24 protein-coding genes are annotated in these 22,528 nt (G+C 66.4%); 12 read left to right on the top strand and 12 right to left on the bottom strand.

The genetic code is table 11. From position 1 onward, the window contains the following. Positions 1–36: 36 nt before the first annotated feature. Together ACU0B3_RS06610 and ACU0B3_RS06605 are read right to left on the bottom strand one after the other, a co-directional pair. Positions 37–1,296, bottom strand: a complete 1,260-nt coding sequence (locus ACU0B3_RS06610; RefSeq protein WP_446260033.1) for a lytic murein transglycosylase — start codon at positions 1,294–1,296, stop codon at positions 37–39. A gap of 94 nt (positions 1,297–1,390) precedes the next feature. Beyond that, on the bottom strand, positions 1,391–2,077 hold the full coding sequence (locus tag ACU0B3_RS06605) for a helix-turn-helix transcriptional regulator (protein ID WP_446260032.1): 687 nt from the start codon (positions 2,075–2,077) through the stop codon (positions 1,391–1,393). Positions 2,078–2,159: 82 nt separating this feature from the next. Between ACU0B3_RS06605 and ACU0B3_RS06600 the strand changes: the two genes are divergently transcribed. From ACU0B3_RS06600 to rnr, 6 genes are all read left to right on the top strand, one after another. Beyond that, entirely contained in the window at positions 2,160–2,861 is a 702-nt protein-coding gene (locus ACU0B3_RS06600) for a glutathione S-transferase family protein (protein ID WP_446260031.1), read from the top strand. Positions 2,862–2,900: 39 nt separating this feature from the next. Continuing rightward, positions 2,901–3,242: a hypothetical protein gene (locus tag ACU0B3_RS06595; protein ID WP_446260030.1), complete on the top strand. Its 342-nt coding sequence runs from the start codon at positions 2,901–2,903 to the stop codon at positions 3,240–3,242. Further along, on the top strand, positions 3,232–4,374 hold the full coding sequence (dapE, locus tag ACU0B3_RS06590; RefSeq protein ID WP_446260029.1) for a succinyl-diaminopimelate desuccinylase: 1,143 nt from the start codon (positions 3,232–3,234) through the stop codon (positions 4,372–4,374). The genes ACU0B3_RS06595 and dapE overlap by 11 nt, the downstream gene beginning before the upstream one ends. Further along, positions 4,371–4,793, top strand: coding sequence for a GNAT family N-acetyltransferase (locus ACU0B3_RS06585; RefSeq protein WP_446260028.1), 423 nt, complete (start codon positions 4,371–4,373; stop codon positions 4,791–4,793). The genes dapE and ACU0B3_RS06585 overlap by 4 nt, the downstream gene beginning before the upstream one ends. Positions 4,794–4,932: 139 nt before the next feature. Next, a complete protein-coding gene (locus ACU0B3_RS06580; RefSeq protein ID WP_446260027.1) occupies positions 4,933–5,517 on the top strand; it encodes a TIGR04282 family arsenosugar biosynthesis glycosyltransferase in 585 nt (194 codons plus the stop codon). Positions 5,518–5,588: 71 nt separating this feature from the next. Continuing rightward, positions 5,589–7,838, top strand: coding sequence for a ribonuclease R (rnr, locus tag ACU0B3_RS06575; protein ID WP_446260026.1), 2,250 nt, complete (start codon positions 5,589–5,591; stop codon positions 7,836–7,838). Positions 7,839–7,868: 30 nt separating this feature from the next. On the opposite strand, the gene dapD is transcribed toward rnr, so the two are convergent. Together dapD and ACU0B3_RS06565 are read right to left on the bottom strand one after the other, a co-directional pair. Further along, complete coding sequence (gene dapD / locus ACU0B3_RS06570) at positions 7,869–8,696, bottom strand: 2,3,4,5-tetrahydropyridine-2,6-dicarboxylate N-succinyltransferase (RefSeq protein ID WP_446260025.1); 828 nt, start codon at positions 8,694–8,696, stop codon at positions 7,869–7,871. A gap of 236 nt (positions 8,697–8,932) precedes the next feature. Then, positions 8,933–9,841 carry a threonine/serine dehydratase gene (locus ACU0B3_RS06565; RefSeq protein ID WP_446260024.1) on the bottom strand — a complete coding sequence of 303 codons (909 nt, stop codon included), beginning with the start codon at positions 9,839–9,841 and terminating at the stop codon, positions 8,933–8,935. 76 nt (positions 9,842–9,917) lie between these two features. Here ACU0B3_RS06565 and ACU0B3_RS06560 point away from each other — a divergent pair, with 76 nt between their 5' ends. Then, entirely contained in the window at positions 9,918–10,730 is an 813-nt protein-coding gene (locus ACU0B3_RS06560; RefSeq protein WP_446260023.1) for an LOG family protein, read from the top strand. A gap of 4 nt (positions 10,731–10,734) precedes the next feature. Here the strand turns inward: ACU0B3_RS06560 and ACU0B3_RS06555 are convergent, their stop codons facing one another. The 3 genes from ACU0B3_RS06555 to ACU0B3_RS06545 form a co-directional block, all read right to left on the bottom strand. Continuing rightward, complete coding sequence (locus tag ACU0B3_RS06555; RefSeq protein ID WP_446260022.1) at positions 10,735–10,935, bottom strand: hypothetical protein; 201 nt, start codon at positions 10,933–10,935, stop codon at positions 10,735–10,737. Between the two features lie 181 nt (positions 10,936–11,116). After that, positions 11,117–12,304 carry a 23S rRNA (adenine(2503)-C(2))-methyltransferase RlmN gene (gene rlmN, locus ACU0B3_RS06550; RefSeq protein ID WP_446260021.1) on the bottom strand — a complete coding sequence of 396 codons (1,188 nt, stop codon included), beginning with the start codon at positions 12,302–12,304 and terminating at the stop codon, positions 11,117–11,119. A gap of 201 nt (positions 12,305–12,505) precedes the next feature. Next, the gene (locus tag ACU0B3_RS06545) at positions 12,506–13,036 is read right to left on the bottom strand and encodes an invasion associated locus B family protein (RefSeq protein WP_446260212.1); all 531 of its coding nucleotides are present in this window, start codon (positions 13,034–13,036) and stop codon (positions 12,506–12,508) included. Between the two features lie 225 nt (positions 13,037–13,261). Here ACU0B3_RS06545 and ACU0B3_RS06540 point away from each other — a divergent pair, with 225 nt between their 5' ends. Beyond that, positions 13,262–14,257: an asparaginase gene (locus tag ACU0B3_RS06540; protein WP_446260020.1), complete on the top strand. Its 996-nt coding sequence runs from the start codon at positions 13,262–13,264 to the stop codon at positions 14,255–14,257. Between the two features lie 18 nt (positions 14,258–14,275). On the opposite strand, the gene serB is transcribed toward ACU0B3_RS06540, so the two are convergent. Next, positions 14,276–15,154 carry a phosphoserine phosphatase SerB gene (serB, locus tag ACU0B3_RS06535; RefSeq protein ID WP_446260019.1) on the bottom strand — a complete coding sequence of 293 codons (879 nt, stop codon included), beginning with the start codon at positions 15,152–15,154 and terminating at the stop codon, positions 14,276–14,278. A 155-nt stretch (positions 15,155–15,309) separates the two neighbouring features. Between serB and ACU0B3_RS06530 the strand changes: the two genes are divergently transcribed. The 3 genes from ACU0B3_RS06530 (at position 15,310) to ACU0B3_RS06520 (ending at position 18,971) form a co-directional block, all read left to right on the top strand. After that, positions 15,310–16,449: a phosphoserine transaminase gene (locus ACU0B3_RS06530; protein WP_446260018.1), complete on the top strand. Its 1,140-nt coding sequence runs from the start codon at positions 15,310–15,312 to the stop codon at positions 16,447–16,449. A gap of 98 nt (positions 16,450–16,547) precedes the next feature. Then, positions 16,548–18,143: a phosphoglycerate dehydrogenase gene (serA, locus tag ACU0B3_RS06525; RefSeq protein ID WP_446260017.1), complete on the top strand. Its 1,596-nt coding sequence runs from the start codon at positions 16,548–16,550 to the stop codon at positions 18,141–18,143. A 33-nt stretch (positions 18,144–18,176) separates the two neighbouring features. Then, positions 18,177–18,971 (top strand): metallophosphoesterase family protein, encoded by a 795-nt coding sequence (locus tag ACU0B3_RS06520; RefSeq protein WP_446260016.1) that lies wholly within the window; start codon positions 18,177–18,179, stop codon positions 18,969–18,971. 22 nt (positions 18,972–18,993) lie between these two features. Here ACU0B3_RS06520 and ACU0B3_RS06515 read toward each other — a convergent pair whose 3' ends face one another. Continuing rightward, entirely contained in the window at positions 18,994–19,308 is a 315-nt protein-coding gene (locus ACU0B3_RS06515; protein WP_446260015.1) for a hypothetical protein, read from the bottom strand. A gap of 233 nt (positions 19,309–19,541) precedes the next feature. Here ACU0B3_RS06515 and ACU0B3_RS06510 point away from each other — a divergent pair, with 233 nt between their 5' ends. Further along, complete coding sequence (locus ACU0B3_RS06510) at positions 19,542–20,174, top strand: LysE family translocator (protein WP_446260014.1); 633 nt, start codon at positions 19,542–19,544, stop codon at positions 20,172–20,174. A 487-nt stretch (positions 20,175–20,661) separates the two neighbouring features. Here ACU0B3_RS06510 and sseA read toward each other — a convergent pair whose 3' ends face one another. The 3 genes from sseA to smpB form a co-directional block, all read right to left on the bottom strand. Beyond that, the gene (gene sseA, locus ACU0B3_RS06505; RefSeq protein ID WP_446260013.1) at positions 20,662–21,516 is read right to left on the bottom strand and encodes a 3-mercaptopyruvate sulfurtransferase; all 855 of its coding nucleotides are present in this window, start codon (positions 21,514–21,516) and stop codon (positions 20,662–20,664) included. Positions 21,517–21,634: 118 nt separating this feature from the next. Further along, complete coding sequence (locus tag ACU0B3_RS06500) at positions 21,635–21,925, bottom strand: hypothetical protein (RefSeq protein WP_446260012.1); 291 nt, start codon at positions 21,923–21,925, stop codon at positions 21,635–21,637. A gap of 116 nt (positions 21,926–22,041) precedes the next feature. Next, complete coding sequence (gene smpB / locus ACU0B3_RS06495; RefSeq protein ID WP_446260011.1) at positions 22,042–22,518, bottom strand: SsrA-binding protein SmpB; 477 nt, start codon at positions 22,516–22,518, stop codon at positions 22,042–22,044. Positions 22,519–22,528: the final 10 nt, after the last annotated feature.

Here is a 22,528-nt window from a genome sequence, read left to right as displayed (position 1 = left end):
GGGACGCATTTTCTTCCTGCGAAGAAAATGCCGAGCCTACCGTCTGAGTGACTCCAAAACCCCAAGCGAGGCGTAGCCGTCCGGCACGCGCCCCGTGGCCTGCTGATACCGCCGCACGGCGTTGATCGTCAGCGGACCGATCTTGGCGTCGATCTTTTGCGTGTCGAACCCCGCCGCGGTCAGCCGTTCCTGCAGCTCGATGCGCTCGTCGAAGGTCAGCGCGCGGTCCGAAGTTGGCCAACCTCCCGCGAGGCCGGGACCACCCGCGATGCGGTCTGCCAAATGACCGACACCGATCACGTAGGCGTCGGCGGTGTTGTAGCTTTCGAGCACTTCGAAATTGTCAAAGATCATGAACGCCGCGCCCGTGTGGCCCGCGGGCAGGAGGATCGACGCGCGCCCATGATCCGGCACCGGCTGTCCGTTCACGTCCCGCACGCCAAGCCGCGCCCAGGCGGAGGGCAGGCGCATGGTCTCCCGCCGGGCCGAGGCATAGTCGAACCCTCCCGGCAGTCGCACTTCCACGCCCCACGGCTGACCCGTCACCCATCCGTTCGCGCGCAGGTAGGCCGCCGCCGACGCGAGCGCATCGCGTGGGTCGTCGCTCCAGATGTCACGTTTGCCGTCGCCATCAAAATCCACCGCATGGTCCTGCCACGAGGTCGGCATAAACTGCGTATGCCCCATCGCGCCGGCCCAGGAGCCACGCAGATTGCCCTGCGTCGTATGCCCGTCCTGCAGGATGCGCAGCGCCGCCAGCACCTGCGCCTCGAAAAAGGCCGCGCGCCGCGCGTCATAGGCCAGCGTTGCCATCGCGCTCAGGATTTCCGTGTTCCCGCGCACCGCGCCGTAGGCGCTTTCCAGCCCCCAGATCGCCGTCAGGATCTCCTTTTCGACGCCGTACTGCGCCTCGATCTGCGTGAGCGCCGCGTCCTGGCGCGCCAACGCGGCTTGCCCGTTGCGGATGCGCGCGGGTGACACGGCGGTCTCGAGGTAGTCCCAGATCGTCTTGGTGAACTCGGCCTGGTTGCGATCGCGGCGCACGATGGCCGGGTCATAGGTGACACCGCGCATCGCGCGATCGTAGATCTCCGCGGTGATCCCCGCGGCAAGCGCCTTGGCCCGGAACGCGGTCACCCAAGCCTCGAGCCCGTCTTGATCCGCGCTCACGCGCTCTACGCTCGAAGGCCGCGTTTCAGGGCGCACCGACTGGATCGGCGCGGCAGACGCAAGCGTGACCACTGGCGTCTCGGCCAAGGCCGGAGATCCCAAGCCGCTCACAAGCAACAACGCCATCAAGCAAGCACGCATCACATTCCCCGCAGAAGCAATCATCAATGACACAACTATACGGGGATTGTTTCCAAATCGGAAAGATCGCACGGGCATGTCAGCAATGCTCCGCCAGCCGCTCCATGTAGGTGCGCAGCATCGGCACGCGGTTCGGGCGAAAGCTGACCTCCGTCACCTCCAGATCGCGCAGCCGATCGAGGCGAAAGGTGCGGTAATCGTCCCGCAGATGGCACCACGCCACCAGGCAATGCGTCGCGTCGAAATGCACGATGCTCAGCGGGTCGACCTCCCGCTCGGAGGTGTTGCCCTCGGCGTCGGTATAGGCGAACCGCACGCGCCGCTCGTCCCAGGCCGCCTGCCGCAGGGCTGCCGTGTCGACCTGCGGCTGCGGGATCGGCACGTACCTCCGCGCGTGCAGCACCGCGTGTTTCAGCCGGTGCGCCTGCCGGTCCGGGAGCCGCGCCTGCAGCTTGCTCAGCGCCTTGCCCGCCGCTGCCGCCAGCACCGGCTCGGCGGTCACCTCCACCTCGCGCAGGCCAAGCACCAGCGCCTCCAGCTCGTCGTCGGTAAAGGATTGCGGCGGCACCGCGTTGTCCTCGACCAGCGTAAAGCCGTAGCCCGCCTCCCCATCTATCACCGCGCCCAGACCGCGCAGGGTGTCCACGTCGCGGTAGATCGTGCGCGGGCTCACATCGAGCGCGCGGCCAAGCGCCTCTCCCGTGACCGGAGCAGGGAGCGACCGGATCGTCTGCATCAGGTGGAAGAGGCGGGCGGTGCGGGACATATCGAAGCGCTACCACGGACTGCTGTCGAAATCTGTCAGCAAGTACAGCTAATCTGAGCGCAGCCACAAGAGGATCGCACCCATGCTCACACTCCTCACGTACCCCGCCGCCGCCGGCGTCTTCAGCCTCAGCCCGTTCTGCGTCAAGGCGGCGCTGCTGCTCCAGCACTCGGGCCAGCCGTGGCAACGCGAGGACGTTCAGGATCCGCGCAAGACGCGCTACGGCAAGCTGCCCGTGCTGCGCGCCGGGACCGAGGTGATCGCAGACAGCGACACCATCCGGGCCTGGCTGGAGGCGCGCGGCGCCGACTTTGACGCCGGCCTCAGCGCGTCGCAAAAAGCCCACTCCCGCGCGGTGATCCGCATGGCCGAAGAGCACCTCTACTTCATCCTGATGCTCGATCGGTGGGGCGATCCCAAGGTCTGGCCCACCATCCGCGACACGTATTTTACCGCGATCCCGCCGGGCCTGCGCCACGTCATTGCCGGAGGGCTGCGCCGCTCGGTGATCAAGGGGATGCAGGTGCAGGGTCTGGGGCGTTTCACCCCCGAAGAGCGGCTGGCCCGCGCCGAACAGGACCTCACCGCGCTCTCCGCGCTCTTGGACGCCAACGCCTTCCTCTTTGGCCCCGAGGTTACCGCCGCCGACCTCTCCGTTGCGCCGATGCTCGACGCGATGCGCAGCACGCCCGTCGAAACCGCGCTCTCCCGCCGCGTGGGCGGCGACCCGACCTTCACGGCCTATCTCGACCGTGTCGCTGCGGCAGTGCCACTCCCGGGCTAGGGGCTTGACCCCCCTCGCGCCACCCGCCACCTAGGCGCCATGAGCAAAGAGCATCACATCTACACCCTCGTCGTGCAGGTCGGGCGCAAATCCGGCGACGGCCTGCCCGAGGGCAGCACCGGCGCGGGCCTTGTTTGCTATGCCTCCGGCGTGGACGAGGCGGAGGCCGTGCGCGAGACCGTCGCCATCCTCAAACAGGCCGATCTCGCGCCCCTCGATGTCACCGGCCACGGCACCCTCGACGAGCGCCTTTCCGCCGGAGAGAACATCCCGGACGAGGAACGCGCTTTGATGGGACGGGCAAAAGAAGAGAACTCCGTGATCGTCGCCCAGATGGAGCCGTTCTTTACCCCGCTCGAGGAGGTCTCCGATGACAACTGACCCTGCCGCGCTGACCGCCGCCCTCATCCGATGCCCCTCCGTCACGCCCGCCGACGCAGGCGCCCTCGACGTGATCGCCGCGCCTCTCGCCGAGGCCGGGTTCACCCTTACTTGGGTCGAGCGGGGCGGTATCCGCAACCTCCTCGCTCGCTGGGGAGACAAGGGCCACCCCCGCACCTTCGGCTTCAACGGTCACACCGACGTGGTGCCGATCGGGAACGAGGGTGACTGGACGCATGCTCCCTTCGGCGCCGACGTCGAAGACGGCGTGATGTACGGACGCGGCGCCTGCGATATGAAGTCGGGCGTCGCCGCCTTTGTCGCTGCCGCCATCGACTTCGTGCAGGAAACACCCCCTGACGGCGCGCTCCTCATCGCGATCACCGGCGACGAGGAGGGCGACGCTCTCGACGGCACAATCGCTCTGCTTGATCACATGAAGGACCAAGGCGAAGCCATGTCCGTCTGCCTCGTCGGCGAGCCCACCTGTCCCAACGAGATGGGCGAGATGCTCAAGATTGGGCGGCGCGGCTCCATGTCCGCCTGGTTCACCGTGACCGGCGTGCAGGGGCACTCCGCCTACCCGCACCGCGCCAGGAACCCGCTGCCCGCGATGGCGCGCCTGATGGACCAGCTTGCATCGCACGAGCTCGACCAGGGGACCGAGCATTTCGATCCCTCGACCCTCGCCGTCGTGACCATCGACACAGGCAACCCGGCCAACAACGTGATCCCGGCGACCTGCACGTCCTGCGTCAACATCCGCTTCAACGACGCGCACACCGGCGCGGCGCTCGCGGACTGGCTGCGCGCCGAGGCCGCCAAGGTCGCGGACGCCTTCGACGTCACCATCGAGCTCGAGATCAAGATCAGCGGCGAAAGCTTCATCACCCAGCCCGGCCCCTTCTCCGACATCGTCGTGAACGCCGTGCAGGCCGAGACCAACCGCACGCCCGAACTCAGCACATCGGGCGGCACGTCGGACGCCCGCTTCATCCAGGCGCATTGCCCGGTGATCGAATGCGGCCTCGTCGGGCAATCCATGCACCAGGTGGACGAGCACGTCTCCGTCGCCCACATCCACCAACTCAAGGGCATCTACACCCGCGTCCTGCGCGACTGGTTCGCATGACGCTCACGCTGGTCCAGACCGATGACGTGGAGACATGTTGGGCGATCCGCCACGCGGTGTTCGTCGTCGAACAAGAGGTCCCCGCCGACCTCGAGCCGGACGAACATGACAAAACCGACGCCCTACACATCCTCGCCAGCATCGACGGCACGCCTATCGGCACCGCCCGCGTCATCCCCTACGGCACAACCGCCAAGATCGGACGCGTTGCCGTCCTTGCCTCGTATCGCGGCCAAGGCATCGGCGCCCAGCTGATCCACGGATGCCACCACCTCGCCGCCAGCACCGGCGCAACCCGCACGATCCTCGGTGCGCAAGTGGTGGCGCTCAGCTTCTACGAACGCCTCGGCTACCACCGCTACGGGGAGGTCTTCAACGACGCCGGCATCGACCACATCATGATGGAGCGCAGCCTGTGAGCGACCTTTCACCGTCCTGCAAGACACCACATCGAACCGTTGTGGCTCATCGCCGAATACCTTCCGGACAGCGCCCCAGCATCCCAGTCCGCGCATATCCCGCCGGTCTCGCCCAATCCTCCACGAACAGCCTGACCCCATGACCCGCCACCTCATCGTCATGGTCAAGGAGCCCCGCCCCGGCCGCGTGAAAACCCGCCTCGGCAAGGACATCGGCATGGTTTCCGCCGCCTGGTGGTTCCGCCACCAGACCCGCGCGCTCCTCCTCCGCCTCGCAGACCCCCGCTGGCAGCTGACCCTCGCCGTCTCCCCCGACACCCAAGGACAAACCAGCCGCATCTGGCCCGCCCATCTGCCGCGCCTCCCTCAAGGCACCGGCACCCTCGGCGACCGCATGGCCCGCGCCTTCCGATCGATGCCTCCCGGCCCCGTCTGCATCATCGGCGCCGACATCCCCGGCATCCGCAAACGCCACATCGCCTGCGCCTTCAAAGCGCTCGGAGACCACGACGCCACCCTCGGCCCCGCCCCTGACGGCGGCTACTGGCTGATCGGCCTCAAACGCACCCGCGCCGTCCCCGCCGGCTTCCTCGAGGACGTCCGCTGGTCCACCGAACACGCCCGCGCCGACACGATCGCAACCCTTGGCCCCCTCACCCTCACCACCATCGACACCCTAAGGGACGTCGACACCGCAGCCGACCTCCCGGCTTCTTCTGGCTAAAAATATCCCCGCCGGAGGCTCCCACGGTTTCCACCCATGACGCCGCCGGGTGAGCGTGCTACCTGCCTGACATGAGCCAACTCCCCACCCGCGACGAGGTCCTCCAATGGATCTCCGAAAACCCGACCCTTACCTCCAAACGCGACATCGCCAAGGCCTTCGGGATCAAGGGCGCCGCGCGCATCGACCTCAAGCGCCTGCTCAAAGAACTCGAAGAGGACGGCCACCTCGAAAAGCGCAAAAAGACCTACCGCGACCCGGACCGCCTGCCGCCCGTGACCGTACTCGAAGTGATGGCCCCAGACACCGACGGCGACCTCTTCGCGCGGCCTCTGGAATGGCACGGCCAAGGACCAGAGCCCAAGGTGCTCGTCCTCCCCCGCGCCTCGGACCCCGCGCTGGGGCAGGGGGACCGCATCCTCGGACGCCTGACCGAAGTCGCCGGCGAGCCGCACCACTACGAGGCGCGCCTCATCCGCCGCATCGGCCAGACCGCCAACCGCGTCATCGGCATCTTCCGAAAAAGGACCGAAGGCGGCCGCATCCTGCCCATCGACAAGGGCTCGGACCGCGAGTGGACCGTCCCCGATGGCGCCACCCACGGCGCACAGGACGGCGAGCTTGTCGAAGCCGAACAGACCGGCCCGCGTGGGCGCATGGGTCTGCCCAAGGCGCGCATCGTCACCCGGCTCGGTGATCCTTCAGCGCCCCGCGCGGTCTCCCTCATCGCGATCCACCAGCACGGCATCCCCGACGATTTCCCGCAGGAGGTGCTGGACGAGGCCGACGCGATGAAACCCGCGCCCATGGGCGGGCGCACGGACCTGCGGCATCTGCCGCTCATCACCATCGACCCTGCCGACGCCCGCGACCACGACGACGCCGTCTGCGCGCTCCCCGACACGGACCCCAGGAACCCAAGCGGGCACATCGTCTGGGTGGCCATCGCCGACGTCGCCCACTACGTGACGCCCGGCTCGGCCCTCGACCGGGAGGCGCGCAAACGCGGCAACTCCAGCTACTTCCCCGACCGCGTCGTGCCGATGCTCCCCGACCGCCTCTCCGGTGATCTCTGCTCGCTACACGAAGGTGTCCCGCGCCCCTGCCTCGCCGTCGAAATGTGCCTCAATGCGCAGGGCGAAAAGATCGGCCACCGCTTCGTCCGCGGCCTCATGCGCTCCCCGGCGGCCCTCAATTACGGCGAGGTGCAGGAGGCCATCGACGGCACTCCCAACGACAAGACCGCGCCTTTCGTCGAGGAGGTCCTGAAACCGCTCTACGCCGCCTACGCGGCACTCAAGACGGCCCGCGCCGCGCGCCAGCCGCTCGATCTCGACCTGCCCGAGCGCAAGGTTCAGCTCAATGACGCGGGCGAAGTCACATCCGTCGCCTTCTCCGACCGCCACGACGCGCACCGCCTGATCGAAGAGATGATGGTGCTCGCAAACGTCGCCGCCGCCGAGACGCTGATCGCCAAACGCACGCCGCTCCTCTTTCGCGTGCACGAAGAACCGCCGCCCGAAAAACTCGAAAGCCTGCGCGACACGGCGGAGGCGGCCGGCCTGACCTTTGCCAAGGGGCAGGTGCTCAAGACCCGCCACCTCAACGCGCTCCTGCACGCCGCGCGGGGCAGCGACGAGGCGGAGCTCATCAACATCAGCGTGCTGCGTTCGATGACGCAGGCGTATTACGCGCCGCAGAACTTTGGCCATTTTGGCCTCAGCCTCAAAAGCTACGCGCATTTCACCTCACCTATCCGCCGCTACGCTGACCTGATCGTGCACCGCGCGCTGATCTCGGCGCATGGCTGGGGCGAGGACGGCCTCAGCGAGACCGACATCGACAAGCTCGAGCCGACCGCCGCGCACATCTCCGAAACCGAACGCCGCTCGATGATCGCCGAGCGCGACACGACGGACCGCTACCTCGCCGCCTATCTCAGCGAGCGCATCGGCACCGACATGACCGGCCGCGTCAGCGGCATCGCCAAGTTCGGCGTCTTCGTGAAGCTCGACGAGACCGGCGCCGACGGCCTCATCCCCATGCGCAACCTCGGCAACGAGTATTGGCACTTCGACCGCGACACCGCGACCCTCATGGGGTCCGACAGCGGCACCGTCATCGGCCTCGGCCAGCGCGTCGTCGCACGCCTCACCGAAGCCGCGCCCGTCACCGGCGGCTTGGCGCTCGAGCTGATCGAGCTTGAGGGCGAAGCACTCCACCGCGGGCCCAAAGCCGGCGGGAAGCGCAGCGGGGGCGGCAAGAGACGCCTTGTCAAAGCCAAGAAGAAAGGCGCGAAGCTCAAGCGCAAACGCAGGTAGGATGGGTGCTCGTACCCATCCTGGCTAACGTCAGTCGCGGAGCAGCTCGTTGATCCCGGTTTTCGAGCGGGTGCGCTCGTCCACACGCTTCACGATCACCGCGCAGTAGAGCGAGACGTTGTTCTTGGACGGCATCGAGCCTGCGACCACGACCGAGTAGGGCGGCACTTCGCCGTACATGACCTCGCCCGTTTCGCGGTCCACGATCTTGGTCGACTGGCCGATGAAGACACCCATGCCAAGCACCGAGCCTTCGCGGACGATACAGCCCTCGACCACCTCCGAGCGCGCCCCGATAAAGCAGTTGTCCTCAATGATCGTCGGCCCGGCCTGCATAGGTTCCAGAACGCCGCCGATGCCGACGCCGCCCGACAGATGCACGTTCTTGCCGATCTGCGCGCAGGAGCCGACCGTGGCCCAGGTGTCGACCATCGTGCCTTCGTCCACGTAGGCACCGAGGTTGACGAAGGACGGCATCAGCACCACGCCCGGCGCGATAAAGGCGGACTTGCGCACGACGCAGTTCGGCACGGCGCGGAAGCCTGCGGCCTTCCACTGGTTGTCTCCCCAGCCCTTGAACTTGCTGTCGACCTTGTCCCACCAGCCGCCGCCTTGCGGCCCGCCGTCCTGCTGTTCCATATCCTTGATGCGGAAGCCGAGGAGCACTGCCTTCTTGGCCCATTGGTTGACGTGCCAGGAGCCGTCAACCTGTTTTTCCGCTACCCGCAATGACCCGCTGTCGAGCGCGTTCAGCGTGTCTTCGATCGCCTCGCGCGTCTCGCCCGTGGTGGCGGACGTGATTGTGTCGCGCGCCTCCCAGGCGGCTTCGATGGCGGTTTCGAGTGCGGCGTTCGACATGGGACCCTCCGTCGTGTCAGTCGCGTGGCACATAGCGCCAAGCGGGATGGGAGGCAATCGCGCGGCGCTTACGGCAGATGATCTTCGAACCAATAGAGAAACACAGTCGAGCACGCGTCGTCCCGCGGGGTGGCGTAATCGCGCCGCCCCATGGGGGCGGGACGGCGCGGCCTGACAGTACCCGTCAGGCGGGTGCTTTGGTGAAGGCGGTACTAGTAACTGAACGGTTATCCACTCTAGCTCAGCGGATCAGGAGCTATGTTCCCGCCGCAGACAAGCACGGCAACCCGTTCGTCTGGTTCCGGTTGGTAAGCCCCCGACGTGAGCGCCGCCAACGCAGTCGCACCGGCTGGCTCAACCAGCTGGCGCACCTCCTGCCACAGCAAAGTCTGCGCGGCGCCGATGGCATCGTCATCCACTAGCACCGTCTGCACGTCATCGCGCTCCGCCAGATTGTAGGCAATCCGCCCGATCTTTGCCGCGCCAAGAGCATTCGCTGCTGCCCCCTGCGGCTGGATCGTACTCTCTGGTCCCTCTTTGCGGGCGTTATAGAGCGTGGCGGTGCCAGTGCTCTCCACCGCAACCACCTTGCGCCGCCCCCCGAGCCACGCCAACGCACCCGCGATCAGACCACCGCCCCCCACGGCGATCAGCACCGTGTCCGCGTCGAGGCCCTGCTCCTCCCACTCCGCCATCATCGTGCCTTGTCCTGCCACGGTGCCGGGTGCGTCATAGGCATGCACCTGCATCGCGCCCGTCTCGGCCTCATAGCTTTGCGCGGCCTCCAAAGCATTGGCATAGGCGCCCGGCACAACCGTCAGCTTGGCTCCTGTCCGCTCGATCAGCGCGATCTTGGACGGCCCCGCGATCTCAGGCACAAAGATGTGCGCCTGAATCCCCAGCGACTTGGCGGCATAGGCGACCGCCGCACCATGGTTGCCACCAGACGCTGCAACAACGCCCGCCTTCGGCACGCCGCCGCTGAGAAGAGTATTGAACGCCCCCCGCGGCTTGAAAGACCCAGTGTGCTGCAAATGCTCCAGCTTGAGCGACACCGCCCCGCCAATGCCCTCGACAACCGGCGTGCGCCGCACATGGCCTGCAATCCGCGCCGCGGCGGCAGAGATATCGTCGGGTGTGACCATGGTGCGGGCCTCTCTGGTGTCTCATCGGCTTGGGCGCTACCACAGGCAAAGCAGAAAACATGAGGCACCGCCAGACATGACCGACAGCCGCCAGAACCCGATGACCGATGCCGGCACCGACCGCAGCCGCGCCGAGGGCATCCCCGAGACGCCGCAGACCCTGGCGCCGGCCTACCGTCTTGCTTTCGCGGACGAAGAGTTCATGTACCGCGACGAGTTGCGCCCCGTGCGGCTGCAACTCGAGCTGATGAAGCCTGAAATGATCATGGACGAGCGCGGCATCACCTCGACCATCGTGCTCTTCGGCGGGGCACGGATCCCCGAGCCGTCCAAGAAGAAAGAGGCGCGGACCAAGACGCTGGCGGATCTGTCGAAATACTACGACGAGGCGCGCGAGCTGTCGCGGATCCTCACGCTCAAATCGATGCAGAGCTACGGCCGTGAGGACGTGATCGTCACGGGCGGCGGACCCGGCGTGATGGAGGCCGGCAATCGCGGCGCCAAGGAGGCCGGCGGCGCCTCCATCGGCCTCAACATCGTCCTCCCGCACGAACAAGCCCCGAACGAGTACGTCACGCCCGGCCTCTGCTTTAACTTCCACTACTTTGCGATCCGCAAGATGCACTTTCTGATGCGCGCCAAGGCGATCTGCGTCTTCCCCGGCGGCTTCGGCACGCTCGACGAGCTTTTCGAGACACTGACGCTGATCCAGACCGACCGCATGCGCCGGGTACCGGTGCTCCTCTTCGGCGAGGATTTCTGGCGCAAGATCGTCAACTGGGAGGCGCTTGCCGACGCAGGTACGATCTCCGAAGAGGATCTCGACCTCTTTCAATTCGTAGAGACCGCGGACGAGGCTGCCAAGATCATCGGCGCGCTCGAAGACTAACCCTTCAAACTTGCGGCAGCGGCCCCAGCTCCAGCCCGTGCGGCATGGTCACCAGCACCGGCCCGTCGGGCGTCCGGCGCAGGCCGTACCCCTTGTTCGCGAGGCGCTGTTTGAGGTCCGTCAGGGACGTCGCGCGCTGCACGTCCTGCGCGACCATGAGGAACACGTCACGCAGCACCAGCGGGTTCTTTGAAACATGGGTCATCGGCTCGCCTTGCTCCTGTCACCTGCCCCCAAAGGAAGAGCCTGCGCGGCAAAGCCGGCGGATATGGCACCGAACTAAGGCGATTCTGCGAAGCGCACGAGCATGTCTTGCTCCAAGCCGGGCAGCACTACACAGCACACCCCGGCATCGACGAAGACCTCAGACCCGAAGTCTCTCCGCGTCACCCAAGCCCCGCATCCGCCGCGATCTGCGCCCGGCTCTTGCGCGCGCGCTCGGTGGCGGACTTGAGCTGACCGCAGGCCGCCATGATGTCTTCCCCGCGCGGCGTGCGGATCGGGGAGGCATAGCCCGCCTTGTAGATGATGTCCGCAAAGCGCCGGATCCGGTTGTTCGACGACCTCTTGTACGGCGCGCCCGGCCATTCGTTGAACGGGATCAGGTTGATCTTGGCCGGGATGCCCTCGATCAGCTTTACCAACCGGTGCGCATCTGCGTCACTGTCGTTCACTCCGTCGAGCATCACGTATTCGAACGTGATCCGTTCCGAATTCGAAAGCCTCGGATACGCCTTCAGAGCATCGAGCAACGTCTCGATGTTCCAGCGCTTGTTGATCGGCACAAGCACATCGCGCACTTCATCCGTCGTCGCGTGAAATGACACCGCCAGCTGACACCCGATCTCCTCGGCACAGCGCGCAATCTCCGGCACAACCCCCGAGGTCGAGAGTGTGATCCGCCGCCGAGACAGTGAAATGCCCTCCGGGTCCATCGCGATCTTCATCGCGTCGCGTACAGCCTCAAAGTTGTAGAGCGGCTCACCCATCCCCATCAGCACGATGTTCGACAAAAGCCGCGTCTCGTCCTTCGGCGCGCCGGGTGTCGGCCATTCCTCCAGATCGTCGCGTGCCAGCATGATCTGTCCGACAATCTCCGAGGGCGTCAGGTTGCGCACCAGCTTCTGCGTGCCGGTGTGACAGAAGGAGCAGGTCAACGTGCACCCGACTTGAGACGACACACAGAGCGTCCCCCGATCCTCCTCGGGGATATAGACCACCTCGACTTCATGCCCGCCCGCAATCCGCACCAGATACTTGCGCGTGCCATCTTCGCTGACCTGCCGCGTGACCAGCTCTGGCAGGGCAATCACGAAATGCTCCGCAAGCAGCGCCCGATAGGCCTTGCTGAGGTTGGTCATCGCGTCAAAATCCCGAACGCCCCACTGATACACCCACTGCCAAACCTGACCCGTGCGCATCTTCAGCTGCTTCTCCGGCGTTCCTGCCGCAGCCAGCGCCGCTTTGAGCCCGTCCCGCGTCAACCCAACAAGGTTCACCGGACCCTCCGGCACATTGCGCGGGATCGTATGCACGTCCTGAGTGATCGGAGCGCCGACCATGTCACACCTCATCTGCTGAAGGCCCGGCACCTACACTACCTTGCCAAAAAGAGAAAGACGCCCCGGCCCCTTGCCCAAGCGTCTCATCTTCTTCTGGCTAAAAATATCCCGGGGGGTTTGGGGGGCTGGCCCCCCAAGACATCGTGCGGTTTGGGGGGCTGGCCCCCCAAGGTGTCGTGCGGTTTGGCGGCTGGCTCCCCATCGAGCGGCTGCCTACCCCGCGCAGCGCTTCTCCGCTTCCTCGATCGCAGCCGTGAACCCCAGCAAGGAGAACGTGTCCTTCGTCACCGTGCCTCGGCCCGAGCGCGCCGTCAGCACCGCCTGCGCGCCGCGCTTCATCGCGGTCACGACCTTGGCGTCATCCGCGGGCGTCGCCGGCCAGGCCCACTCGCCGTCGGTGAAAAGCTCGAAATTCGTCCCGCCAATATCGACCGCCACGGTCGAGCCATTGGCAAACGGATACCCGCCGGTAAAGGCGACCTGCCCGGCACTGCCCGCGGCCGGGCGGAAGAAGACCATGAGCAGGATGTCACCGCGGCGCACCGCGACGACGCGCCCGTCGCGCGTGTTCACCGTCTCCTTGGGTGCCGAAACGCTCCAGCACTCGCGCGGGTCGTTACCCTCGAAGACGCTCCAGTCCGTCTTGGCCGCCACGCGGTTGGTGCTGACCTCCTGCGCCGCCACGGTCCCGGCGGCCCCCAGCGCCACGGCAAGCCCAAGCGCCGTCGCTGCCACTTTCAACATCTGCATGCCTACAGCCTCCAAGCTGCTCTACCTCAAAATTGCCAGGCCCTCGGCCCCGTCGCTTCCGTTCTTCTTGAGGCCCGGGACACACTCCTGACCGGCCTTGTGCGGATGCTGTGGACCCCGTCCACAACGACGCATACACATTAGCGCAAAGCTGCATGTCCGTAAAAGACCTCTTGGCAGTTTTCCGCTGCATCCTTTTGTCTCGGGAGAAACCGGCGCATGGCCCAAAACGCAACAGTCCCGCTCGCCGAAGTCTGGCGCGGCAGCTTCCTCGAATGCGTGCACCACGGCCATGCCGTCGTATGCCGCCCGGATGGCGAGATCGTCGAGGCGTGGGGCGACCCGGACGCTGTCATCCTGCCGCGTTCCTCAGCCAAGATGATCCAGGCCCTGCCGCTCCTCACCTCCGGCGCCGCCGAGGCGCACCACCTCACGCCTCAGCACCTCGCGCTTGCCTGTGCCTCCCACCAGGGCGCGCCCATCCACACGTCCCGCGTGTCGGCATGGCTAAAGGCGCTCGACCTGACCGAAGCCGCCCTGCGCTGCGGCGCCCAGCCACCTCCCGACACGGCCACCCGGCACGCGTTGATCAAGGCGGGCGGCAGCCCTTGCCAGTGGCACAACAATTGCTCGGGCAAGCACACCGGCTTTCTGACCCTGGCCAAGCACCTCGGCGCCGGTCCCGAATACATCGACCCGGACCACCCCGTGCAGCGGGCCTGCCTCGACGCGTTCGAGGAGACGAGCCGCGCAACGTCCCCGGGCTTTGCCATCGACGGATGCTCCGCACCCAACTTTGCCACCAGCCTGCACGGGCTCGCCCGCGCCATGGCGTGGTTCGCGTCCGCCTCCAGCCGCTCCGATGTGGCCTCACAGGCCGCCGCACAACTCGTCGACGCCATGCGCGCGCACCCCGACCTCGTCGCGGGTGAAGGCCGCGCCTGCACCGAGCTGATGCGCGCCACGAACGGCAAAGTGGCGATCAAGACGGGCGCCGAAGGCGTCTTCATCGCGATCCTCCCCGATCAGCAGCTCGGCGTCGCCCTCAAGGTTGTCGACGGCGCCACCCGCGCGTCGGAGGCCGCCGTCACAGCACTCCTCGTGCGGCTCGGAGCGCTCGACGCGGCGCATCCCATGGCGCAAAAACGGCTGAACGCCCCGATCACCAACTGGCGCGGCACCCTGACCGGCCACGTTTGCGCGGCGCTTGCGTAGGGTGGGCAGCTGCCCACCTTACCGCTTCGGCTGCACAAACGCCTCACGGTCATAGCCCTGCAGGAACAGCAAAGCCGTCAGATCGCAAAAGTTGACCCGCACGCGGCACTGCGCCTGAACCGCCGGTTTTGCGTGCAGCGCCACGCCCAGCCCCGCACGCCCCAACATGCCCAGATCGTTGGCCCCGTCCCCGACCGCCAGCACGTCCGCATCTGTGAGGCCGAGCCGCGCCGTGATCTCTTCGAGCGCCGACACTTTCGCCTGCTGCCCCAGCACTGGCCGCGCGACTTTGCCCGTCAGCTTACCGCCCTCGGCGCAGAGCGTGTTCGCCCGATGCTCGTCGAACCCGAGCCTTGCACCAATCGCGGCGGTGAAGGCGGTGAACCCGCCGGACACCAGCGCCGCATAGGCGCCTTCTGCCTTCATCGTGGTCAGCAGCACGTTTCCACCCGGCATCAACGTGATCCGCTCCATCAGGACGGTGTCGATGATCGACTCGGGATGCCCGGACAGCAGCCCGACGCGCGCGTCGATCGCCTCCTCGAAGTCCAGCTCTCCGTTCATCGCCTGCGCCGTGATCGCCTTGACCGCGGCGCCGACGCCGACGAAATCGGCGAGCTCGTCGAGGCACTCCTGTTCGATCATCGTCGAATCCATGTCCGCGATCAGCACGCGCTTCCTGCGGCCCTCCGCAGGCACCACGTTCAGATCGACATCCATCGACTGCACACCCGCCCAGGTGTCATCGAAATTGCCCGGCACCTCGACGACGTCGAACTCCGACGCCTCGTCCGGGCTCAGCCACCGCACCTCGCCACCGCCCCAGGCATTGCGCAGGGACTGCACCAGAGCAGGGTCAAGGCGGCCGGGAGGCGCGGTCAGAACGCAGGTCAACATGGCATCGGTTTCCGATCAAAGACGCGGCGCGTCGCAAAAGCAGGATCAAGCGGCGCTATAGGCGCATTTTGCCGGTTGTGAAAGGTGCCGCGGCGCGGCATACCCGGCAGCGGGACACCCCTCCCCAACGAGGGGCGCTTATCTGGAAGGGTAGCATGAGCGATCTTACACCACCGGCCACGCGGCCGGCAAACCCGCGTTTTTCCTCCGGCCCCTGTGCCAAACCCCCCACATTCACGCTGGACAAGCTTTCGGATGCCGCCCTTGGGCGCTCGCACCGCGCGGCTGTCGGCAAGGACAAGCTGAAAGCGGCCATAGACGGCACGCGCGAGGTCCTCGGCATCCCGGCGGATTACAAGATCGGCATCGTGCCAGCCTCCGACACCGGCGCCTACGAGATGGCGATGTGGTCGATGCTCGGCGCGCGCAAGGTCGAGATGCTCGCGTGGGAGAGCTTTGGCTCCGGCTGGGTCACCGACGCAGTCAAACAGCTGGACATCGACGCCAAAGTTACCACTGCCGAGTACGGCGAGATCGTCGATCTGGCCGCCGTGGACTGGGACGCGGATGTCTGCTTCACCTGGAACGGCACAACCTCCGGCGTGCGCGTGCCCTCGGGCGACGTGATCCCCGCAGACCGTGCTGGCCTGACGCTCTGTGATGCGACCTCTGCCGCGTTTGCCATGGACCTGCCGTGGGACAAGCTCGATGTGACGACCTTCTCCTGGCAAAAGGTGCTCGGCGGTGAGGCGGCGCACGGGATGCTCGTGCTCTCCCCCCGCGCGGTGGAGCGGCTCGAATCGTATACCCCGCCCTGGCCTTTGCCCAAGATTTTCCGCCTCACCAAAGGCGGCAAGCTGATCGACGGCATCTTTAGCGGCGCGACGATCAACACGCCCTCGATGCTGGCGGTCGAAGACTACCTGCACTGCCTCGACTGGGCGCGCTCGGTGGGTGGGCTCAAGGGCCTCATCGCCCGCGCGGACGCAAACACCCAAGCGATCTCCGACTTCGTTGCCGCGCACGACTGGATCGACTTCTTGGCGTCGGACCCGGACACCCGGTCGAACACCTCCGTCTGCCTCAAGTTCACCGACCCGCGCATCACCGACGGTGCCGCCTTTGCCAAGGCGATCGCCAAACGGCTCGAGGCAGAGAACGTAGCGCTCGATGTCGGCGCCTACCGCGACGCGCCTCCGGGCCTGCGCATCTGGTGCGGCGGTACGGTCGAGACCTCGGACATCTGCGCGATGCTCCCCTGGCTGGCCTGGGCCTTCGAAGCTGAACTTTCCTGACGTCTGGGATGGGTGAAATCACCCATCCTACCTCCCCATCGCACACGTAGGATGGCGTGCTTGCACCCATCCCCCGCCATCTCTCAAGGAGCGCCACCATGGCCCCCAAAGTACTCGTCTCCGACAAACTCTCCGAAACTGCCGTGCAGATCTTCCGCGACCGCGGCATCGACGTCGACTTCCAGCCCGACCTTGGCAAGGACAAGGACAAGCTGGCCGAGGTCATCGGCCAATATGACGGTCTCGCCATCCGGTCCGCCACAAAGGTCACCGAGACGATCCTGCGCCACGCAGACAACCTCAAGGTGATCGGCCGCGCCGGCATCGGCACCGACAACATCGACAAGGTCGAGGCGTCCAAAAAGGGCGTGATCGTCATGAACACGCCCTTCGGCAACATGATCACCACCGCCGAGCACGCCATCGCCATGATGTTCGCCGTCGCCCGGCAAATCCCCGAGGCCTCCGCCTCGACCCATGCGGGCAAGTGGGAAAAGTCCAAGTTCATGGGCGTCGAGCTGACCGGCAAGACGCTGGGCGTGATCGGCGCGGGCAACATCGGCGGCATCGTCTGTGACCGCGCCCGCGGGCTCAAGATGAAGGTGCTGGCCTACGACCCCTTCCTTGGAGAGGACAAGGCGCAGAAGATGGGCGTCGAAAAGGTCGAGCTGGATGACCTGCTCGCGCGCGCCGACTTCATCACGCTGCACGTGCCGTTCACAGAGGCGACTGCCAATATTCTGTCCCGCGAGAACCTCGCCAAGACCAAAAAGGGCGTGCGCATCGTCAACTGCGCCCGCGGCGGTTTGGTGGACGAGGAGGCGCTCGCCGAGCTGCTGAAATCCGGCCACGTCGCAGGCGCAGCGTTCGACGTCTTCGCCGAAGAGCCGGCCAAGGAGAACCCGCTCTTCGACCTGCCCAACGTCGTCTGCACGCCGCACCTCGGCGCCGCCACGACCGAAGCGCAGGAGAACGTCGCCCTGCAGGTGGCCGAACAGATGTCGGACTACCTGCTGACCGGCGCCGTGACCAACGCGCTCAACATGCCTTCGGTGACGGCGGAGGAGGCCAAGGTCATGGGTCCCTGGGTGAAACTCGCCGATCACCTCGGATCGTTCATCGGGCAGATGACGGACGAGCCGATCACCGCGATCAACATCCTCTACGATGGCACTGTCGCCGATATGAACCTCGAGGCGCTCAACTGCTCGGTCGTGGCCGGGATCATGAAGCGGGTGAATCCGGACGTGAACATGGTCTCCGCCCCCGTGATCGCCAAGGAACGCGGCATCCAGATCAGCACCACCAACCAGGACAAGTCCGGCGCCTTCGACGGCTACATCAAGGTGACCGTGGTCACCGCCAAGCGCGAGCGCTCCGTCGCTGGCACCGTGTTCAGCGACGGCAAGCCGCGGTTCATCCAGATCAAGGGCATCAACATCGACGCGGAGATCGGCGCGCATATGCTCTACACCACCAACGAGGACGTGCCGGGCATCATCGGTGCACTGGGCCAGACGATGGGCGAGAACGGCGTCAACATCGCCAACTTTACCCTCGGGCGCGCCGAGGCGGGCGGGGAGGCCATCGCCCTTCTTTACGTCGACAGCCCCGTGCCCGCGCCGGTGCTGAAAAAGCTCGAGGACACCGGCATGTTCACCCAGGTCAAACCGCTCGCGTTCCACTTGGGGTAAGTCTCTCCCTGACCTTGCGTCACACAAAGGCGCATGAGACACGACACCCGCCGCTCCCACCCGGGGGCGGCGTTCGATATCGAGGCACCTCGCATGACAGCTCCGATCTACGCCATCGGCGACATCCACGGACAGCTCGAGATGCTCGAGACCGCGCTGGCGCGGATCGAGGCGGACGGGGGCCCGGACGCGCGGTTGATCTTTCTCGGTGACCTCTGCGACCGCGGTTCGCGCAGCGCCGAGGTGATCGAGCGCGTACGCGCCGGGATCGAAGAGGACGGGCGCAACTGGGACTGCGTGCTGGGCAATCACGACCTGATGCTGCGTGCGTTCGTTGAGACGGGCGAGAACGGCCCACCACGCCTGCATGCCAAGGACCTGACCTGGATGCACGCCCGGCTTGGCGGGCGCGTGACGCTGGCTTCGTATGGCGTGGGGGAAGACGTCCCGGACGCCTCCCTGCTTACCGCCGCCCGCGCCGCCGTCCCGCAAAGCCACCTCGACTTCATCGCGCGCCGCCCGCTCTACATCGAGGAGGGCGGCTGCCTCTTCGTGCACGCCGGCATCCGCCCGGGCGTGCCGCTGGCCGACCAAGTCGAGGATGACCTCGTCTGGATCCGCGAAGGCTGGCTCGAGTACGAAGGCCCGCTTCCGTGGCTCGTGGTGCACGGCCACACGGCGCTCGAAACCCCCACGCACCATGGCAACCGCGTGAACCTCGACAGCGGCGCCGGCTACGGCCGCCCCCTGAGCGTGGGCGTGTTCGAGAAAGATGCCGTCTGGACGCTCGAAGCCAAAGGCCGCGCCCGGCTCCTCCCTCCGGCATGAGCGACCTTCGGACGCCTCAAAGCTACGACGGGTCTGGGCAGACAAACTTGCCGGTGTTGTCCTCAAGCGCCTCGGAGTAGATTTCCCCCTTGGAATTGTAGCACACGATCGTGCCAGCAGCGTAGTTGGGTGTGCGCTTCTGAAGACGCTTCACGCCCGAGGCCGCGCCCCGCACCACAAGCCGGCTTGCCCCGTACACGCCCTTGACTGCGGTCTTGCCGACAAACACCACGGCATCGGTGGTGGAGCCGGCCACGCTGTTGTCATCGGTGCAGGCGGTCAGGACGAGAAGTGGCAGAGCTGAAATCAGGAGGACGCGACGGACAGGCTGCATCATGGGGAACCTCTTTGCTTTGGTGCGTGCGCTTCATCTTGGACTGCATTGGCTGCTGGGACAAGTGATAGACCTCGACCCCGGCTTTGCCGTGGCGCTGGCCATCTCGCGGGTGCCTGCAGAGAAATTAGGTTCTTGGAGCCGCCGAGGGCAAAGATCACTTCTGAGGCACACTTTGACTTCCGACACGCAACGACGTTGTTGCAGAGGGGGTTGCACGTTCCCTACACCAAGCCATGCCCGATCTTATCTCCCTTGCTATTTTTGCCGGTGCCAGCCTGATCGCGCTGGCGATCCCGGGGCCTACGATTGCGCTCGTCATCACGCGGGCGCTTACGCAGGGGCGGCGCGTGTCGGTGCCGATGGCGCTGGGCGTCGGGCTGGGCACGCTTGTCGGTTCGGTTGTGGCGCTGACCGGGGCAGGGGCGCTGCTTGCGGCCTCGGCGACGGCCTTTACCTTGGTCAAGTGGATCGGGGCTGGGTACCTGATTTACCTCGGGATCAAGATGCTGCGTACCCCGGTTCACCTGCCGAGTGCCGAGCCGGACCTGAGCGGCGTGAGCGCCTTTGAAGGTCTGCGCGATGGGTTTCTGGTGACCCTGCTCAACCCCAAGAGCATCGCCTTTGCCGCAGCCTTCATCCCGCAATTCATCACGCCCGAAGGCGGATATGTCGTGCAGGCGGCGGTGCTGGTCGCGCTTTACACCGCGCTCGCCACGGGCAACGCGCTTGCCTTCGCACTCGGCACCGATGCGTTGCGCCAGGTGGTGCGGAGCGTCGGGGTTCTGCGCTGGGCCAACCGATGCGGAGGCGCGATCATGGTCGCGGCGGGCTGCGCCGGCCTCTTTGCGAAACGGCCGGTGGGTTGAGGGTTTGGCTTCGGTAGTTGCCGAAAACTGAAAACAGGAAAACACATGTGCACGCGCCGCCCCCGGGGGGCGGGTCATGCCGGAGGCATGCCTTCGGCATGACGCGGCCTGACCGTGCCGGTCAGGCGGGTGCTGTGATTTAGGCGGCGTGCATCGGGTCCAAGGTCGCCCACCCAACCTAAGGACAGACCAACCGCCCTCGCCGGTCTTCCCGAGCTAGTGCGTAAACCTCACCATCCGCTCCAATACACACCGTGGCGCCTGCCGGGAAATCCCCCGAAGGCGCGCGCAGGCGTCTGACCCCGGCGGCGGTTCCCCGCACGACGAGACGCCCGGCGCCATAGACGCCCTTGGCCGCCGTCGTCCCGGCAAAGACGGCGACATCGGTTGCCGCCTTGCCCGCCGTGACCGCCGCGCAGCCGGGCAGGAGGCAGACCAACAAACCGGCCAAAGCCATGCGAGATGTGAGATACCCGGACATGCCGCCTCAGGCCGGCCCGGTGGCCACAGGCACCGTCGGGAACTGACCCCACTCCGTCCAGCTGCCATCGTAGAGCGCCGTGTCCGTGACCCCGATCCGCGCCAGCGCCAGCGTCAGAACGGCCGCCGTGATCCCCGACCCGCAGGTGGTGATGATCGGCTTGCCGAGGTCCGCGCCCGCTCCCTCGAAAACCGCCCGCAGGGCCGGGGCGTCCTTCATCGAGCCATCCGCGTCCAAAAGCTCCTTGAAGAACACATTGCGCGAACCTGGAATATGCCCCGATCGCAGCCCCTCGCGCGGCTCGGGCGTCTCGCCGGTAAAGCGCCCCGGCGCGCGCGCGTCGAGGATCTCCGTCTGGCCGAGCTTGGCCGCAAAGGAAACCTCGGTGACGTCCCTGACCATCTGCGGCTGAAAGCGCGCCACCATGTGCCGATCGCGGATCACCGGCGGCGTGTCCTCGACCGGACGCCCCTCGGCGCGCCACTTCGGCAGGCCGCCATCGAGCACCGCGACGTTCTCGTGTCCCATCAGCTTGAAGAGCCACCAGACCCGCGGCGCCGACATGATCCCGGCGGTGTCATAGACGACGATCTGATGCCCGTCGCCCGTACCCAGCGCGCGCACGCGGCTCAGGAACTTTTCCACTGGCGGCGCCATGTGCGGCAGCGCACTGCGGTGGTCTGATATGTCGTCGATATCGAAAAAGCGCGCGCCGGGGATGTGCTCGGCCTCGAACTCCGCTCGGGGATCGCGGTTCTCCGCAGGCATGTGCCACGAGCCGTCCAGCACCCGCAGGTCAGGGTTCTTGAGGTTGTCCTCGAGCCAGGCCGTGGACACCAGCGTCTTGGGATCGTCCGTCATGTTATGCGTCCCCGCTTTGCATCATCTCGGCGGGGTACAGGCGCGGAGGTGTTGGCGCAAGGGCCGGGCCCGGTGACGCGCGCCGACCGGCACGCGCCCTTGGGTGCCAGCTTGCCGCTTACTTGGCCATCATGTTGCGCACCACGCCGACCACCGCGAGCAGGACACCGCCCCCGACGCCGCCCCCGGCCAGCTGGCCGACGATGCTGCCGATGTCGAGCCCGCCGGCCTCCCCCACGGCCCCCGCCAGCTCGGGCGATCCAAGCGCGCTCAGCAGCGTACCCCCAAGGCCGCCGCCGACAATCCCGGCAACCGAGTTGATGAGCGTGCCCTGGTTCAGGCTCTTGACGGCCGCACCGGCGGCATTGCCGCCCACCGCACCCGCGATCAGGCTGATGATCAGTTCCATTTTTCGTTCCCTGCGGAGCTTGTTCGTGTCAGACGCGCCGCGCGCTCCGATGCGCGGCATCGGCCGAGTATGTCACAAGACGCACCGCCGATCTACGCACCATAGGCAGCGCCCCGCTACTCTCCGTGCCGCAAGAGCCTCTGCTTTTGGCGGTTCCAGTCGCGCTTGGCCTCCGTCGCCCGCTTGTCGACGTTCTTCTTGCCCTTGGCGATGCCGATCTTCATCTTGGCCATGCCGCGGTGGTTGAAATACAGCACCAGCGGCACCAGCGTCATACCCTTACGCTGCGTGTCCGCCCAGAGCCGGCTCAGCTCCTTGCGGGAGACCAGCAGCTTGCGCCGACGCTTCTCCTCATGGCCGAACGTCTTGGCCTGCGTATAGGGCAGGATGGTCGAGTTCACGAGCCACAGCTCGCCCTCCTCCACCGCGGCGTAGCTCTCCGCGATGTTGGCCCCGCCCTGCCGCAGTGACTTGACCTCGGACCCCTCGAGCACGATCCCGCACTCCAGATCATCCTCGATCGCGTAATCGTACCGCGCGCGCCGGTTCTCGGCGACCACCTTGTAATTCGGGTCTGTCTTGGGTTTGGCCATGGTCCGGCTG

The sequence above is a fragment of the Pseudaestuariivita sp. genome (genome assembly GCF_052825805.1).
This window is presented reverse-complemented; position numbering and strand designations above follow the sequence as displayed.